Genomic DNA, 17,767 nt, shown 5'->3' with positions numbered 1-17,767 from the left:
CACCACGTCGCCAGCGTCGTCGACGTAGTAGACGTCGTTGCCGAGCCCGCCGCTCATCGCGTCCGCCCCGGTGCCACCCACGAGCCGGTCGTTTCCACCGCCGCCCGTCAGCGTGTCGTTGCCCGCGGCACCATAGATCCGGTTGTCAAAGTCGTTGCCGCCGAGAACGAGGCCGGTGGCGCCGGCATTCGCCCACAGGGCCTCGATCTCCTGGCCTGCGGTCAGGGTCAGGTCGATGCTGGTATAGATCGAATCGATGCCCTCGCCGGCCACCTCGGTCACCACGTCTCCAGCGTCGTCGACGTAGTAGACGTCGCTGTCGAGCCCGCCGCTCATCGCGTCCGCCCCGATGCCACCCACGAGCCGGTCGTTTCCACCGCCGCCCGTCAGCGTGTCGTTGCCCGCGGCGCCGTAGAGGTAGTCGTTCCCCGCCCCACCGTCGAAGGTCTCGTTCAAGGCGGTGCCGTAGATCGTGTCGTTGCCCGACGTGCCGTTGACCGCGTCCAGGGTGATCGCCGCACCCGAAACGGAGTCGATGTTTCCGGTGGCGTCCACGACGCTCAGCACCGAGGTGACCGTGCCGCTGACGAAGGACGACATGTTGACGACACCCGCCGCGGCCGCCACGGCGATCGTGTGGCCGAGCGAATCGGTGAACGTCACCGTCGCCGTGACGACGTCGGGATCGATGCCTGAAACGGAGAACGCAACGGCGGTCCGCTCGACAGCATTGATGGCCGTATCGGGGATCACCAGAAGGAGATTGCCATCCGCGTCCGCCGTCCGGTCGATCGTGACGCTGTCGCTGCCCGAACCACCCAGATTGAGGGCCGCATCGGTGTAACGGTCGGGCACGACGGCCACCGAACCCGTGCCCGCGAACCCGTCCGTAGCGGTGAACTGAGCCGTCCACACCAGCGGATCAACCGTCGCCGCGAGACCCGTGATCGTGCCACCCACCACGTCCAGGTCGGCCTCGCTGAAGTCTGTCGGCGCCTCGCTGAAGGTGAAGGTCACCAGCGAGCTCGCGGCGCCGTCGCTCAGCGACGCCTCGGCGATTGTTACCGCGACGGTCGGGTTCGTCCGGTCGATCGTGACACTGTCGCTGCCCGAGCCGCCCAGGTTCAGGGCAGCATCCGTGTAGCTATCCGAGATTACGGCCACGGAGCCAGTGCCCGCAAAGCCGTCCGTCGCGGTGAACTGCGCTGTCCACACCAGCGGATCCACTGTCGCCGCAAGGCCGGTGACAGTGCCACCCACCACGTCGAGATCGGCCTCCGTGAAGCCCGTCGGCGCTTCGCTGAACGTGAACGTCACCAGCGAGCTGGCCGTCCCGTCACTCAATGAGGGTTCGTCGATTGTGACAGCGACAGTCGGGTTGGTCCGATCGATGGTAACGCTGTCGCTCCCCGAGCCGCCCAAGTTGAGGGCGGCATCGGTGTAGCTATCCGAAACGACTGCGACCGAGCCGGTGCCCGCGAAGCCGTCCGTCGCGGTGAACTGGGCCGTCCACACCAGCGGATCCACCGTCGCCGCAAGGCCCGTGATCGTGCCACCGACCACATCGAGGTCGGCTTCGGTAAATCCGACCGGCGCCTCGCTGAACGTGAACGTCACCAGCGAGCTCGCCGTGCCGTCGCTCAACGCAGGCTCAGCAATCGCTACCGTCACGGTAGGATTGGTCCGATCGATCGCGACACTGTCGCTGCCCGACCCACCCAGGTTCAGCGCCGCGTCGGTATAGCTGTCGGAGATTACGCTGACAGAGCCCGTACCGGTGAACCCGTCCGTCGCTGTGAACTGAGCCGTCCAAACCAGCGGATCGACCGTCGCCGCAAGGCCCATGATCGTCCCGCCCACGACATCGAGGTCCGCTTCGGTGAAGCCCGTCGGTGCTTCGCTGAAGGTGAACGTCACCAGGGAGCTCGCCGTGCCATCGCTCAGTGAGGCTTCAGCAATGTTTACGGTAACCGTCGGATTGGTCCGGTCGATCGTGACGCTGTCAGTGCCCGAGCCGCCAAGGTTCAGCGACGCATCCGTGTAGCTACCGGAGACGACTGCCACCGAGCCGGTACCTGTAAAGCCGTCCGTCGCGGTGAACTGCGCCGTCCACACCAACGGATCCACCGTCGCCGCAAGGCCTGTGATCGTACCGCCGACAACGTCGAGGTCGGCCTCGCTGAAGCCTGTCGGCGCTTCGTTGAACGTGAACGTCACCAGCGAGTTGGCCGTGCCGTCGCTCAGCGACGCCTCGGCGATCGCCACCGCCACCATCGGATTGCTCCGGTCGATCGTGACGCTGTCAGTGCCGGACCCGCCCAGGTTCAGCGACGCATCCGTGTAGCTGTCGGAGACCACCGTCACCGACCCCGTGCCAGTGAACCCGTCCGTCGCCGTGAACTCTGCCGTCCACACCAGCGGATCCACTGTCGCCGCCAGGCCCGTGATCGTACCGCCGACCACATCGAGGTCGGCCTCGCTGAAGCCCGTCGGTACTTCGCTGAAGGTGAACGTCACCAGCGAGCTGGCCGTGCCGTCGCTCAGAGCCGGTTCGTCGATAGTGACAGCGACAGTCGGGTTCGTCCGGTCGATTGTGACACTGTCAGTGCCAGAACCGCCCAGGTTCAGCGCCGCATCGGTGTAGCTGTCGGAGACGACCGTCACCGAGCCCGTGCCCGTGAATCCGTCCGTCGCCGTGAACTGGGCCGTCCACACCAGGGGATCGACTGTCGCAATTAGGTCGCTGACGACGCCGCCGACCACGTCGAGGTCGGCTTCGCTGAAGCCCGTCGGCACTTCGCTGAAGGTGAACGTCACCAGCGAGCTGGCCGTCCCGTCACTCAGCGAGGATTCCGCAATCGCCACCGTCACCGTCGGGTTCGTCCGGTCGATCGTGACGCTGTCGTTGCCCGACCCGCCCAGGTTCAGCGCCGCATCGGTGTAGCTGGCGGACGCAACAGTTACGGAGCCCGTGCCCGTGAACCCGTCGGTCGCCGTGAACTGTGCCGTCCACACCAGCGGATCCACTGTCGCCGCGAGGCCGGTGACCGTACCGCCAACCACATCGAGGTCGGCCTCGCTGAAGCCCGTCGGTACTTCGCTGAAGGTGAACGTCACCAGCGAACTGGCCGTACCGTCGCTCAGCGAGGCTTCGGCGATGGTGACGGTGACCGTTGGGTTTGTCCGGTCGATCGTGACACTGTCGCTGCCCGAACCGCCCAGGTTCAGCGACGCATCGGTGTAGCTGTCGGAGACCACCGTCACCGAGCCCGTACCGGTGAATCCATCCGTCGCCGTGAACTGGGCCGTCCACACCAGCGGATCCACCGTCGCCGCAAGGCCGGTGACCGTACCGCCAACCACATCGAGGTCGGCCTCGCTGAAGCCCGTCGGTGCTTCGCTGAACGTGAACGTCACCAGCGAGCTCGCCGTCCCGTCACTCAGAGCCGGTTCGTCGATAGTGACGGTGACGGTCGGATTGGTCCGGTCGATTGTGACGCTATCGTCGCCCGAGCCGCCCAGATTCAGCGACGCATCCGTGTAGCTGTCGGAGACCACCGTCACCGAGCCCGCACCAGTGAATCCATCGGTCGCCGTGAACTGGGCCGTCCACACCAGCGGGGCGACCGTCGCCGCCAGGCCCGTGATCGTACCACCGACAACGTCGAGGTCCGCTTCCGTGAAGCCGACCGGCGCTTCGCTGAACGTGAACGTCACCAGCGAGCTCGCCGTCCCGTCACTCAACGAGGCTTCGGCGATGGCAACGGTGACGGTCGGATTGGTCCGGTCGATCGTGACACTGTCCGTGCCAGAACCGCCCAGGTTCAGCGACGCATCGGTGTAGCTGTCGGAGATTACGCTGACAGAGCCCGTACCGGTGAACCCGTCCGTCGCCGTGAACTGAGCCGTCCACACCAGCGGATCGATCGTCACTACAAGGCCGGTGACAGTGCCGCCCACGACATCGAGGTCCGCTTCGGTGAAGCCCGTCGGTGCTTCGCTGAACGTGAACGTCACCTGCGAACTGGCCGTCCCGTCGCTCAATGAGGGTTCCGCGATGGCGACCGCAACTGTCGGATTGGTCCGGTCGATCATGGCGCTGTCGGCGCCCGAACCGCCGAGATTCAGCGACGCATCGGTGTAGCTGTCGGGCACCACGCTGACCGAACCCGTGCCCGTAAACCCGTCGGTCGCCGTGAACTGTGCGGTCCACACAAGTGGATCGCCCGTCGCCGTGAGGCCCGTCACCGTGCCGCCGACAACGTCGAGGTCCGCTTCCGTGAAGCCGACCGGCGGTTCGCTGAACGTGAACGTCACCAGCGAGCTCGCCGTCCCGTCACTCAGAGCCGGTTCGTCGATAGTGACGGTGACGGTCGGATTGGTCCGGTCGATTGTGAAACTGTCAGTGCCGGAACCGCCGAGGTTCAGAGATGCATCGGTGTAGCTGTCGGAGACCACCGCCACCGAACCGGTGCCCGTGAAGCCGTCGGTGGCCGTGAACTGTGCGGTCCAGACCAACGGATCCGCCGTCGCCGCCAGGCCGCTGATCGTGCCACCGACCACATCGAGGTCGGCTTCCGTGAACCCGACCGGCGCTTCGCTGAAGGTGAACGTCACTTGCGAGCTGGCCGTGCCGTCGCTCAGAGCCGGTTCGTCAATAGTGACAGCGACAGTCGGATTGGTCCGATCGATCGTGATGCTGTCGCTGCGCGAGCCGCCCAGATTCAGGGCAGCGTCAGTGTAGCTGTTGGAGACGACGGTGACCGAGCCGGTGCCGGCGAACCCGTCCGTCGCCGTGAACTGTGCCGTCCACACCAGTGGATCGACTGTCGCTGCGAGGCCGCTGATCGTGCCGCCCACGACATCGAGGTCGGCCTCGCTGAAGCCCGTCGGTACTTCGCTGAAGGTGAACGTCACCAGCGAACTGGCCGTACCGTCGCTCAGCGAGGCTTCGGCGATGGTGACGGTGACCGTCGGATTGGTCCGGTCGATGGTAACGCTGTCAGTACCCGAACCGCCCAGATTCAGCGACGCATCCGTGTAGCTGTCGGAGATTACGCTGACAGAGCCCGTACCGGTGAACCCGTCCGTCGCGGTGAACTGAGCCGTCCACACCAGCGGATCAACCGTTGCGGTCAGGTCGCTGATGACGCCGCCGACAACGTCGAGATCGGCCTCCGTGAAGCCCGTTGGCGCCTCGCTGAAGGTGAACGTCACCAGCGAACTGGCCGTCCCGTCACTCAATGAGGATTCGGCGATGGCCACCATGACCGTCGGATTGGTCCGGTCGATCGTCACAGTGTCGCTGCCCGAGCCGCCCAGGTTCAGCGACGCATCAGTGTAGCTGTCGGACACGACGGCCACCGAACCTGTGCCCGTGAACCCGTCCGTCGCGGTGAACTGAGCCGTCCACACAAGCGGATCAACCGTTGCGGTCAGGTCGCTGATGACGCCGCCGACCACGTCGAGATCGGCCTCCGTGAAGCCCGTTGGCGCCTCGCTGAAGGTGAACGTCATCAGCGAGCTGGCCGTCCCGTCGCTTAGCGAGCCTTGAGAAATCGCGACCGTCACAGTCGGATTGGTCCGGTCGATCGTGACGCTGTCAGTGCCCGAACCGCCCAGGTTCAGCGACGCATCGGTGTAGCTGTCGGAGACGACCGTCACCGAGCCGGTACCGGTGAACCCATCGGTCGCGATGAACTGGGCCGTCCACACCAGCGGATCCACCGTCGCCGCCAGATCGGTGATCGTGCCACCGACCACATCGAGGTCGGCTTCCGAGAACCCGACCGGTGCTTCGCTGAACGTGAACGTCACCAGCGAGCTGGCCGTCCCGTCACTCAATGAGGGTTCGTCGATAGTGACAGCGACAGTCGGATTGGTCCGGTCAATCGTGACAGCGTCGGAACCGGAGCCGCCCAGGTTCAGAGACGCATCGGTGTAGCTGTCGGAGACCACCGACACGGACCCCGTGCCCGTGAACCCGTCCGTCGCCGTGAACTGCGCCGTCCAAACCAGCGGATCAACCGTTGCGGTCAGGTCGCTGATGACGCCCCCGACAACGTCGAGATCGGCCTCCGTGAAGCCCGTCGGCGCTTCGCTGAACGTGAAGGTCACCAGCGAGCTCGCCGTGCCATCGCTCAACGAAGCTTCGGCGATCGCCACCGTCACGGTGGGATTGGTCCGGTCGATTGTGACGCTATCGTCGCCCGAGCCGCCCAGATTCAGCGACGCATCCGTGTAGCTGTCGGAGACCACCGTCACCGAGCCCGCACCCGTGAATCCATCGGTCGCCGTGAACTGCGCCGTCCACACAAGCGGGTCGACCGTCGCCGCAAGGCCCGTGATCGTACCACCGACAACGTCGAGGTCGGCCTCCGTGAAGCCCGTCGGCGCTTCGCTGAACGTGAACGTCACCAGCGAGCTCGCCGTCCCGTCACTCAGAGCCGGTTCGTCGATAGTGACGGTGACGGTCGGATTGGTCCGGTCGATCGTGACACTGTCAGTGCCCGAACCGCCCAGGTTCAGCGCCGCATCGGTGTAGCTGTCGGAGACGACCGTCACCGAGCCCGTGCCCGTGAATCCGTCCGTCGCCGTGAACTGGGCCGTCCACACCAGGGGATCGACTGTCGCCGCCAGGCCCGTGATCGTGCCGCCGATCACGTCGAGGTCGACCTCCGTGAACCCGACCGGTACCTCGCTGAAGGTGAAGGTCACCAGCGAGCTGGCCGTGCCGTCGCTCAACGACGCTTCGGCGATTGCGACCGCAACTGTCGGATTGGTCCGGTCAATCGTGACAGCGTCGGAACCGGAGCCGCCCAGGTTCAGCGACGCATCGGTGAAGCTGTCGGAGACGACGGTGACAGAGCCCGTGCCGGCGAACCCATCCGTCGCGGTGAACTCAGCCGTCCACACCAGGGGATCGACCGTCGCCGCGAGGCCCGTGATCGTGCCGCCGACCACGTCGAGGTCCGCCTCACTGAACCCGACCGGTACCTCACTGAAGGTGAAGGTCACCAGCGAGCTGGCCGTCCCGTCACTCAACGAGGCTTCCGCGATCGCCACCGTGACCGTCGGGTTGGTCCGGTCGATGGTAACGCTGTCGCTGCCCGAGCCGCCCAGATTGAGGGAGGCATCGGTGTAGCTGTCGGAGACGACGGTGACCGAGCCCGCACCCGTGAAGCCGTCCGTCGCCGTGAACTCTGCGGTCCACACCAGCGGGTCGCCCGTCGCCGCCAGGCCGCTGATGACACCGACCACATCGAGGTCGGCTTCGGTAAATCCGACCGGCGCTTCACTGAACGTGAAGGTCACCAGCGAGCTGGCCGTCCCGTCACTCAGCGAGGATTCCGCAATCACCACCGTCACCGTCGGGTTCGTCCGGTCGATCGCGACGCTGTCGCTGCCCGAGCCGCCCAGGTTCAGTGCCGCATCCGTGTAGCTGTCGGAGACGACGGCCACCGAACCCGTGCCCGTGAACCCGTCCGTCGCCGTGAACTCTGCCGTCCACACCAGCGGATCGATCGTCGCAGTCAGGTCGCTGATGACACCGCCGATAACGTCCAGGTCGGCCTCGCTGAAGTCTGTCGGCGCCTCGCTGAAGGTGAACGTCACCAGCGAACTCGCCGTGCCGTCGCTCAGCGACGCCTCGGCGATGGCCACCGTGACCGTCGGGTTCGTCCGGTCGATCGCGACACTGTCAGTGCCCGAGCCGCCCAGATTCAGGGCAGCGTCAGTGTAGCTGTTGGAAACGACGGTGACCGAGCCGGTGCCGGCGAACCCGTCCGTCGCCGTGAACTGGGCCGTCCACACCAGGGGATCGATCGTTGCGACCAGATCCCCGATCGTGCCGCCGACCACGTCGAGGTCCGCTTCCGTGAATGCGGTAGGTGCCTCGCTGAAGGTGAACGTCACCAGCGAACTCGCGGTGCCGTCGCTCAACGAGGATTCGGCAAGCGCCACCGTGACGGTGGGATTGGTGCGATCGATGGTGACGCTGTCGCTGCCCGAACCGCCCAGGTTCAGCGCGGCGTCCGTGTAGCTGTCCGAGACGACCGTCACCGAGCCGGTGCCGGTGAACCCATCGGTCGCGGTGAACTGAGCGGTCCACACCAGCGGATCGCCCGTCGCCGCGAGACCCGTTACCGTGCCGCCAACGACGTCGAGGTCGGCGTCCGTGAAGCCGACCGGCGCTTCGCTGAACGTGAAGGTCACCAGCGAGCTGGCGTCCGTGTCGCTCAACGAGGCTTCGTCGATGGCCACCGTCACGGTCGGATTCGTCCGGTCGATCGTGACGTTGTCGCTGCCCGAACCACCAAGGTTCAGCGCAGCGTCGGTGTAGCTGTCCGAGACGACGGTCACCGAGCCCGTGCCGGTGAACCCATCGGTCGCCGTGAACTGCGCCGTCCAGACCAGCGGATCGCCTGTCGCCGCGAGGCCCGTCACCGTGCCACCGACCACGTCAAGGTCGGCGTCCGTAAAGCCCGTCGGCGCTTCGCTGAAGGTGAAGGTCACCAGCGAGCTGGCGTCCGTGTCGCTCAACGAGGAATCATCGATGACGACGGTGACCGTCGGGTTCGTCCGATCGATGGTGACGCTGTCGCTGCCGGACGCGCCCAGGTTCAGCGCCGCGTCCGTGTAGCTGTCCGATACAACGCTGACCGAGCCCGTGCCGGTGAAGCCGTCCGCCGCCGTGAACTGCGCCGTCCACACAAGCGGATCGCCGGTGGCGGCCAGTCCGGTGATCGTGCCCCCGACCACGTCGAGGTCGGCGTCGGTAAAGCCCGTCGGCGCTTCGCTGAAGGTGAACGTCACCAGCGAACTCGCGGTACCGTCGCTCAACGAGGATTCAGCAATCGCCACTGTTACGGTGGGATTGGTCCGATCGATGGTGACGCTGTCGCTACCAGACCCGCCCAGGTTCAGCGCCGCATCGGTGTAGCTGTCGGAGACCACCGACACGGACCCCGTGCCCGTGAATCCGTCCGTCGCCGTGAACTGCGCCGTCCAAACCAGTGGATCGACTGTCGCTGCGAGGCCGCTGATCGTGCCGCCCACGACATCGAGGTCTGCTTCGGTGAAACCACTCGGCGCCTCGCTAAAGGTGAAGGTCACCAGCGAGCTTGCGGTGCTGTCGCTCAATGTGGATTCGGCGATGGCAACGGTGACGGTCGGATTGGTCCGGTCGATCGTCACAGTGTCGCTGCCCGAGCCGCCCAGGTTCAGCGACGCATCAGTGTAGCTGTCGGACACGACGGCCACCGAACCTGTGCCCGTGAACCCGTCCGTCGCGGTGAACTGAGCCGTCCACACAAGCGGATCAACCGTTGCGGTCAGGTCGCTGATGACGCCGCCGACAACGTCGAGATCGGCCTCCGTGAAGCCCGTCGGCGCTTCGCTGAACGTGAAGGTCACCAGCGAACTGGCCGTCCCGTCGCTCAGCGACGCCTCGGCGATGGTGACGGCGACCGTCGGATTGGTGCGATCGACGGCCACGCTCGCGGCGGGGGACGCCGCGCCTTCGTTGCCGGCGATGTCGATGAGGCTGGCCGTAACCGCGATCGTGCCGTCGCCCTGGAGGGCAATCGTACCGGGGGGTACCAACACCGACGCACTGCCGGCGAGGAGGTCGTCTTCGGTGAGCACGTAGGTGACAGCCTGGCCGCCCCAGTTGACCTTGAGCGAATAGCCCAGCACCGCCTCGCTGCCGGACAGGTCGACCACGACGGCCGTGCCATCCGCGGTCTCGGCCCTGTTGAGTCCGTCGAGGCCACTCTCCGGAACGGTCGGCGCGGCCGCCAGTGCCGCCGGCGCCACCCGATCCACCGTCACCGACGTCGCCGCCGAGGTCGCTCCGACATTGCCCGCGATGTCGGTCAGGCTGGCCGTCACGTCGAACGTGCCGTCGCCCTGAGCCGCGATCACACCGACGGAGACCTGGACCGTGGCGCTGCCGGCCAGAACCTCGGCCCCGGTCACGGCGCGGCTCACGATCTGGCCGCCCCAGTTTACGAACAACGTGTCGCCGGCCTCGGCCGCCAGGGCCGAAAGGTCGACGACGACCTGCGTACCGTTCGAGGCCTCGCTCGCGTTGATCCCGCCAGAGCCGTTCTCAGCGACTCCGGGCGCGGGCGGCGCCGGCGGCGCGACGGTATCGACCGAGACGATGGTGGCCGGCGAATTCGCGCCGATGTTGCCGATCGTGTCGGTCAGGCTGGCAGTAACGTTGAACTCGCCGTCGCCCTGCGCCGCGATCGTCTCGGGCGTCACGACAACGCCGACGCTGCCCGCCAGGATGTCGCCGGTCGTCAGGACCTGGCTCACGACCTGGCCACCCCAGTTCACCGTCAGCGTGTCACCGGCAACCGCGCCGGTCCCCGAGAGACTTACGAGCACGACCGTGCCGTCGGCCGCTTCGGCAGCGTTGACGCCACCGCCCGCATTTTCGGCGACCGTCGGTGCCGCGGGAGGCGGCGGCGCCACGCCGTCGAAGGCGGTCAGCTGATTGCTGTTCGCCGTGAGGCTGCCGGCCGACACGTTCACGAGGTCGATCAGCGAATCGCTGCTGTCCGGCGAGCCGCCGGACGTCCCCTGGATGAAGACGAAGGTGTGCCCGATGCCGCCGATCGTCGCCTTGAAAGCGAGCGCGCTGCCGGTGGTGCCGATGTCATGGGCCTGGAGGTACTGCACCGCCGCCGCCACGTCGGACATCGACTGCAGGTTAACCGCAGCGGCATAAGTGGTCGTGTCGTCGAAGGTGACGATGCCGTTGGAGATGGCGTGCGACTTGACGGTCGCGCCGGTGTTCAACTGCAGTGTGGACGCCGCCGCGCGCGTGAAGGAGGTGACGACCGCGACGCCGGAATAGCCGAGTTTCTCGGTGACGTTTGCGGTCGCGCCGTACGCATAGTCGGTAACCGTGTCGTAGCCGACGATCGTGCCCGCCGTACCGGAGCCGCCGATGGTGAGCGCCGAGGATCCGGCGGCGAAGCTGTAGATGTCGAGGCCGCCTCCGCCGGTCAGCGTGTCGGCGCCGCCGGCGCCCGTCAGCGTATCGATCAATCCGCTGCCGACGATCGAGTCGGCACCCGCCGAGCCGGTCACCGAAATCACGTCGGTGCCCGACGTCCAGTTCGAGAAGGTGAACCCCGACAGGTCGAAGGATCCGGCCGCAGGCAGCGTGACCGCGAAGGTCTGGGTCGAGGAAGTTCCCGTGATGGTCGACGTGGAGGAAATCTTGCCGGCGCCGAACTGGGTCGAATTGAACGTGGCGGTCGACGTTCCGGACGTATTGACGAAGGTGATTCCCTCGACGTTGACGAAGCCATCGATGCCGTTGGTCGCCGCGGCGGTGAGGCTGATGCTTGTGCCGGCGCCGGCCACGCCGATCTGGATCGAGTCGGTGTCCGCACCGCCGTCGTAACGGTCCGTGGCCTGGACCTGTGTCGTGTTGCTGACGATCAGCGTGTCGTTGCCGGCGCCGGCCAGGATCGTCGTGCCCTGGGTGGCGCCGATGAAGCTCTCGGCTCCACTCGAGCCGTTGACCGTGATCGTATCGGTCCCGGAGGTCCAGGTTGGGAAGGTCCAGCCGGACAGGTCCGCCGAGCCGCCGGCATCGACGTTGACCACGATCGCGTTGGTGAAGGCGGTGCCCGTGACGGCGACCGTCGAGGCAATCTTGCCCGCGCCGAACTGGTTGGCGTTGAAGGTCGCCGTCGCCGTGCCCGACGTGTTGACGAAGGCGATGGCCTCGACGCTGAGGAATCCGTTGACCCCGTCCGTGGCGCCGGCGCTGAGATCGATGCTCGTACCCGCCGCGGCGAGCCCGACCTGCAGGATGTCGTTCGAGGCGCCGCCGTTGTAGCGGTCGCCCGATGTGACCTGGTTGGATGCGCTGACGACAAACCGGTCGATCAGACTGCTTGCGACGATCACTTCGTCGCCGGTCGAGCCGGTGACGGTGATCGTGTCGGTGCCCGAGGTCCAGGTGGCGAAGGTCCAGCCCAACATGTCGAGCGAGCCGCCGGCGGACAGGTTGATCGCCAGCGCCTGCGTGGATGCCGTGCCGTTGAAGACGACACCGTTGGAAATCTTGCCGGCACCGAACTGGCCCGCGTTGAAAGTCGCGGTCGACGTTCCAGAGGTATTGGTGAAGTTGACGGCCTCGACATTGAGGAAGCCGTTCACGCCGTCGGTGGCTCCGGCGCTGAAGTCGATGGTGACACCACCGCCGGCAAGGCCGACCTGGAGGATGTCGTTGCCCGCACCGCCGTCGTACCGATCGCCCGCCGAGACCTGCGCGGTCGCGCCGACAAACAAGGTGTCCGTCTGGCTGCTGCCGACGAAGATCTCGTTGCCCGTCGAGCCGGTCAGCGTGATCGTGTCGGTACCGGAGGTCCAGCCCGCGAACGTCCAGCCCGACAGGTCGAGCGAGCCGCCCGTCGTCATGTTGAGGACGAGCGCCTGTGTCGAGGCCGTGCCCGTGATCAATGCCGTGTTCGAAATCTTACCGGCGCCGAACTGGGCGGACCCGAAGGTCGCGGTCGATGTGCCCGAGGTGTTGACGAAGGCCACGCCCTCGATGTTGACGAAGCCGTCGATGCCGTTGGTCGCCGCGGCCGTAAGGTTGATGCTGGTGCCGACGCCAGCCACGCCGATCTGCAGCGTGTCGTTGTCCGCACCGCCGTCGTAGCGGTCGGCAACCTGCACCTGAGTCGTGTTGCTGACGATCAGCGTGTCGTTGCCGGCGCCGGCCAGGATCGTCGTCCCCTGGATCGCCCCGGTGAACGTCTCGGCCCCGCTGGAGCCGTTCACGGTGATCGTGTCGGTACCGGAGGTCCAGGTCGGGAAGGTCCAGCCGGAAAGATCCGCCGAGCTGCCCGAATCGACGTTGACCACGATCGCGTTGGTCGAACTCGTGCCGGTGATGATGGCTGCCGACGAAATCTTGCCGGTGCCGAACTGGTTGGCGTTGAAGGTCGCCGTCGCCGTGCCAGCCGAGTTGATGAAGAGGATGCCCTCGACGCTGACGAAGCCGTTCACGCCGTCGGAAGCCGCGCCGCTCAGGTCGATCGAAACGGCGGCCGTCGTCGCCCCGACCTGTATGACGTCGTTGCCTGCACCACCGTCGTAGCGATCCCCGACGGAGACCTGGTTGGAGGCGCCCACGACGAAGCGGTCGATCTGGCTGGTGCCGACGATGCTCTCGCTGCCGGTCGATCCTGTCAGGCTGATCGTGTCGGTGCCGGACGCCCAGCTGACGAAGGAGAGACCCGACAGATCGAGCGAATTGCCCGCCGCGAGATTCACCGCCAGGCCCTGGGTGCCCGCCGTCGTGCCGGTGATGGTCGCGGCCGTCGAGATCTTGCCGGCGCCGAACTGGCTGGCGTTGAAGGTCGCGGTCGACGTAGCCGACGTGTTGACGAAGGAGATGGCCTCGATGTTCACGAAGCCGTCGACGCCGTCGCTCGCGGCGGCCGTCAGGCTGACGGCCACGCCGGCGCCGACCGTACCGATCTGCAGCGTGTCGACGTCCGCACCGCCATCGTAACGGTCGTTTGACTGGACCTGGGTCGTGGCGCTGACGACCAGCGTATCGTTGCCGGCACCGGCCAGGATCGTGGCCCCCTGGATCGGGCCCGTGATCGTGTCGGCCCCGCTCGAGCCGTTGACCGTGATCGTGTCGGTACCGGTGGTCCAGTTCGTGAAGGTCCAGCCCGACATGTTGAGCGTGCCGGCCGGCGCCATGTTGACCACGAGGGCCTGCGCCGCTGTGGTGGTTCCCGTGATCGCCGCAGCCGCCGCGATCCTGCCCGTGCCGAACTGGGCCGAATTGAAGGTCGCGGTCGAGGTTCCCGACGTGTTGACGAAGGTGAGCGCCTCGACGCTCAGGAACCCGTTGACGCCATCGGAAGCGGCGGCGCTGAAGTCGATGCTGGTGCCGGCACCCGCCACGCCGACCTGAAGTATGTCGTTGCCGGCGCTGCCGTCGTAGCGGTCCGCTGCCGACACCTGGTTGGTGGCGCCGACGACGAATCGGTCGATCTGGCTGCTGCCGACGATCGTCTCGTCACCCGTCGCCCCCGTCACGGTGATGATGTCGGTTCCGGAGGTCCAGGTGGCGAAGGTCCAGCCCGACATGTCGAGCGAACCGCCGGCCGACAGGTTGACCGCCACGGCCTGAACCTGGCTCGTTCCGGTGAACAGCGTCGTGTTCGAGATCTTGCCGGCACCGAACTGGGCAGCGTTGAAGGTCGCCGTCGTCGTTCCCGAGGAATTGACGAAGGTGACGCGCTCGATGTTGACGAACCCGTCGACGCCATCGCTGGCCGCGGCGCTGAGATCGATGGCCGTGCCCGTCGTCGTGCCGATGCGCAGCGTGTCGGCATCGGCGCCACCGTCGTAGCGGTCGCCGGCCTGCACCTGGTTGGTGGCAGTGACGATCAGCGTGTCGGTGCCGGCGCCCGCCAGGATCTGGACGGCTTCCGTGGCGCCCGTGAGGGTTTCTGCGCCGGTCGAGCCATTGACCGTGATCGTGTCGGTGCCGGAGGTCCAGTTCGCGAAGGTCCAGGCCGACAGGTCGACCGACCCGGCGGCCGCCACGTTGACCGTCAGCGACTGGGCGGCGCCCAGCGTTCCGGTGATGGCGGCCGTGGTGGCGATCTTGCCGCTTCCGAACTGCGCTGCGTTGAAGGTTGCCGATGCGGTGCCGGACGTATTGACGAAGGCGATGCCCTCGACGCTCAGGAAGCCGTTGACGCCGTCGGCGGCGGCAGCGCTGAGATCGATGCTCGTACCCGCGCCCGCGACGCCCACCTGCAGGATGTCGTTGGACGCACCGCCATTGTAGCGGTCGGTCGCCGAGACCTGATTGCTCTCGCTGACGACGAACCGGTCGACCTGGCTGCTGCCGACGATGATCTCGGTGCCGGTCGAACCGGTGAGGCTGATCGTGTCGGTTCCCGAGGTCCAGCCGGTGAACGTCCAGGTCGTGAGGTCGATCGACCCGCCCGACGCCACGTTGATCGCAATGGACTGGTCCGCCGCCGTGCCGGTGATCGCCGTGGCCGTCGCGATCTTGCCTGTGCCGAATTGCGCGGCGTTCAGGGTGACGGTCGACAGGCCCGAGGTGTTGGCGAAGGTGATGCCCTCGACGCTGAGGAAGCCATTCACGCCATCGGCGGCGGCGCCGCTGAGATCGATGCTCGTGCCGGCGCCCGCGCCGCCGATCTGAATCACGTCGTTGCCGGCGCCACCATTGTAGCGGTCGGCGGCGGATACCTGGGCGGTGTCGCTGACGATGAAGCGGTCGATCTGGCTGGTGCCGACGATGATTTCGTCGCCGGTCGAGCCGGTGATCGAGATCGTGTCGGTGCCGGACGTCCAGCCGGAGAATGTCCAGGCCGACAGGTCGAGCGACCCGCCGGCAGAGAGATTGACGGCGACGCCCTGGGTCGCCGCGCTGCCGGTGATTACCGCCGCCGTCGCGATCTTGCCCGAGCCGATCTGCGTCGCGTTGAGCGTCGCCGTCGACGTGCCGGACGTATTCACGAAGGTGATGCCCTCGACGCTCAGGAAACCATCCACGCCGTCGGAGGCGGCGGCGCTGAGATCGATGCTCGTGCCCACGCCGGCCGTGCCGACCTGGATCACGTCGTTGCCGGCGCCGCCGCTATAGCGGTCGGCTGCGGAAACCTGGTTGCCGTCGGTGACGACGAAGCGATCGATCTGGCTGCTGCCGACGAGGATTTCGGCCCCGGTCGAGCCCGTGATCGAGATCGTGTCCGTTCCCGAGGTCCAGCCGGAGAAGGTCCAGCCCGACAGGTCGACCGACCCGCCCACCGCTGCGTTGATCGCGATGGCCTGGGTCGAAGTCGTACCGGTGATGACCGCCGCATTCGAAATCTTGGCCGTGCCCAGCTGCGCGCTGCCGAGCGTGGCCGTCGACGTGCCCGACGTGTTGACGAAGGTGATGGCCTCGATGCTGATGAAGCCATCGACGCCATCCGAAGCGGCGGCGCTGAGATCGATGCTGGTACCGGCGCTTGCGGTGCCGATCTGCAGCACGTCGTTGCCCGCGCCACCGTCATAGCGATCGGTTGCGGAAACCTGGTTGCTGTCGGTGACGACGAAGCGATCGATCTGGCTGCTGCCGACGAGGATTTCGGCCCCGGTCGAGCCCGTGATCGAGATCGTGTCCGTTCCCGAGGTCCAGCCGGAGAAGGTCCAGCCCGACAGGTCGACCGACCCGCCCACCGCCGCATTGATCGCGATGGCCTGCGTCGAGCTCGTGCCCGTAATCACCGCCGAATTCGAAATCCGGCCCGCGCCGAGCTGAGCGCTGGCGAACGTGGCGGTCGAGGTGCCCGATGTATTGATGAAGCTGATGCCGTCGATCCCGACGAATCCGCCGATTCCATCCGCGGCGGCGGCGCTGAGATCGACCGTCACGCCGGTCGTCGTGGCGCCGATCTGGATGACGTCGTTGCCGGCGCCGCCGTCGTACCGGTCGGCTGCCGAGACCTGGTTCGTGGCGTTGACGACGAAGCGGTCGGCCTGGCTGCTGCCGATGAGGATTTCGTCGCCGGCGGCGGCGTTGATCGAGATCGTGTCGGTGCCCGACGTCCAGGTGGCGAAGGTCCAGCCGGAGAGATCGACCGACGCGCCGGCATTCGTATTGATGATCAGGGCCTGGGTCGACGATGTGCCGGTGATTGCGACCGTCGTCGAAATCCTGCCGGCGGCGAACTGGGCGGCGTTTAACGTCGCCGTCGACGTGCCCGAGGTATTGACGAAGGTGATCGCCTCGAAGTCGAGGAAACCCGCAATGTCGTCGGTCGCCCCGGCGCTCAGGTCGACCGCGACCCCCGCGCCTGCTGTCCCGATCTGGATGACGTCGACGCCCGGGCTGCCGCCGGCACTGAACGTGTCGGTGGCGCTCACCGTCCCGGTCGCCACGACATAGGTGTCGCTGGCCGTCGTCCCGATGAAAGTGTCCGTGCCCGCCGTCGCCGTGAAGGTCGCAAGGACGCCCGCGTAGGCGGCGACGCCGGAGGCGGTGAGAGGCGGAGGAGGCGACGCGCCGGCTGGAACGTCGAGTTCCCAACGCCCGCCTTGGTTGGCATCGCCGACGAGCCCCGTCGAGGCCAGCACGGGAACGCCGGTTGCCCAGGCAAGCGCCGCGACGAAGGCCGCGCCCGCCGCCCCGCTGGCGGCGTGACAGGCCCACAGGCGGATCTCGGCCGTCGATGAAAGTACGTGTGCGAGCGCCGCCAGGTCTCCGGCGTGATTCGTCAGCGTCTCATGCGTGACCGACCCGGCCGCAAAGTCGATGCGGCCCGATTGGCCATGGGCGATGACATGAATGACCGCAATGTCCCGCCGCGCCAATACGAACTCGGCCATCTGCGTGACAGCAGGACGCGATGCGTCCAGCACCATGGGCTCGATGCCAAATTGCAGGCTGCTGGCAAGGAGGTCGACGTCCTGCACCGCAGGGTCGATGAACGCCACCTGACTCGGTTTGACCATGATGCCCCTGAGCGGACGTGACTATGCAATTACGCACATCACGAATGCGGTAACTTAGAACCACTTAGGGCAAGCTGCACCGAAGACGCAAGAATGGGAGAAGTCACAAAAGCGTATATCGGTGGTTATTTTTTCAGACAGAATGAAGACAAACTTCAGCCCCAATCGACATGGGGCAAGGCCGCACGGTCAGGGTGTCGGCCTGGCGGCCCTGCCAGTGGACAAGAGCCGGGCGCAG

At 66.6% G+C, this 17,767-nt stretch carries 1 protein-coding gene; it reads right to left on the bottom strand.

The features are described 5' to 3' along the window. Positions 1–17,529 (bottom strand): Ig-like domain-containing protein (locus tag LJ725_RS21015; RefSeq protein ID WP_230552790.1); only part of this gene is annotated, 17,529 nt, incomplete at its 3' end. Between the last annotated feature and the right edge of the window lie 238 nt (positions 17,530–17,767).

Origin of the sequence: Reyranella aquatilis (assembly GCF_020880995.1) — a bacterium.
GTDB lineage: Bacteria > Pseudomonadota > Alphaproteobacteria > Reyranellales > Reyranellaceae > Reyranella > Reyranella aquatilis.
Note: the sequence above shows the minus strand (reverse complement) of the source record. Positions and strands in the feature narration are given on the sequence as shown.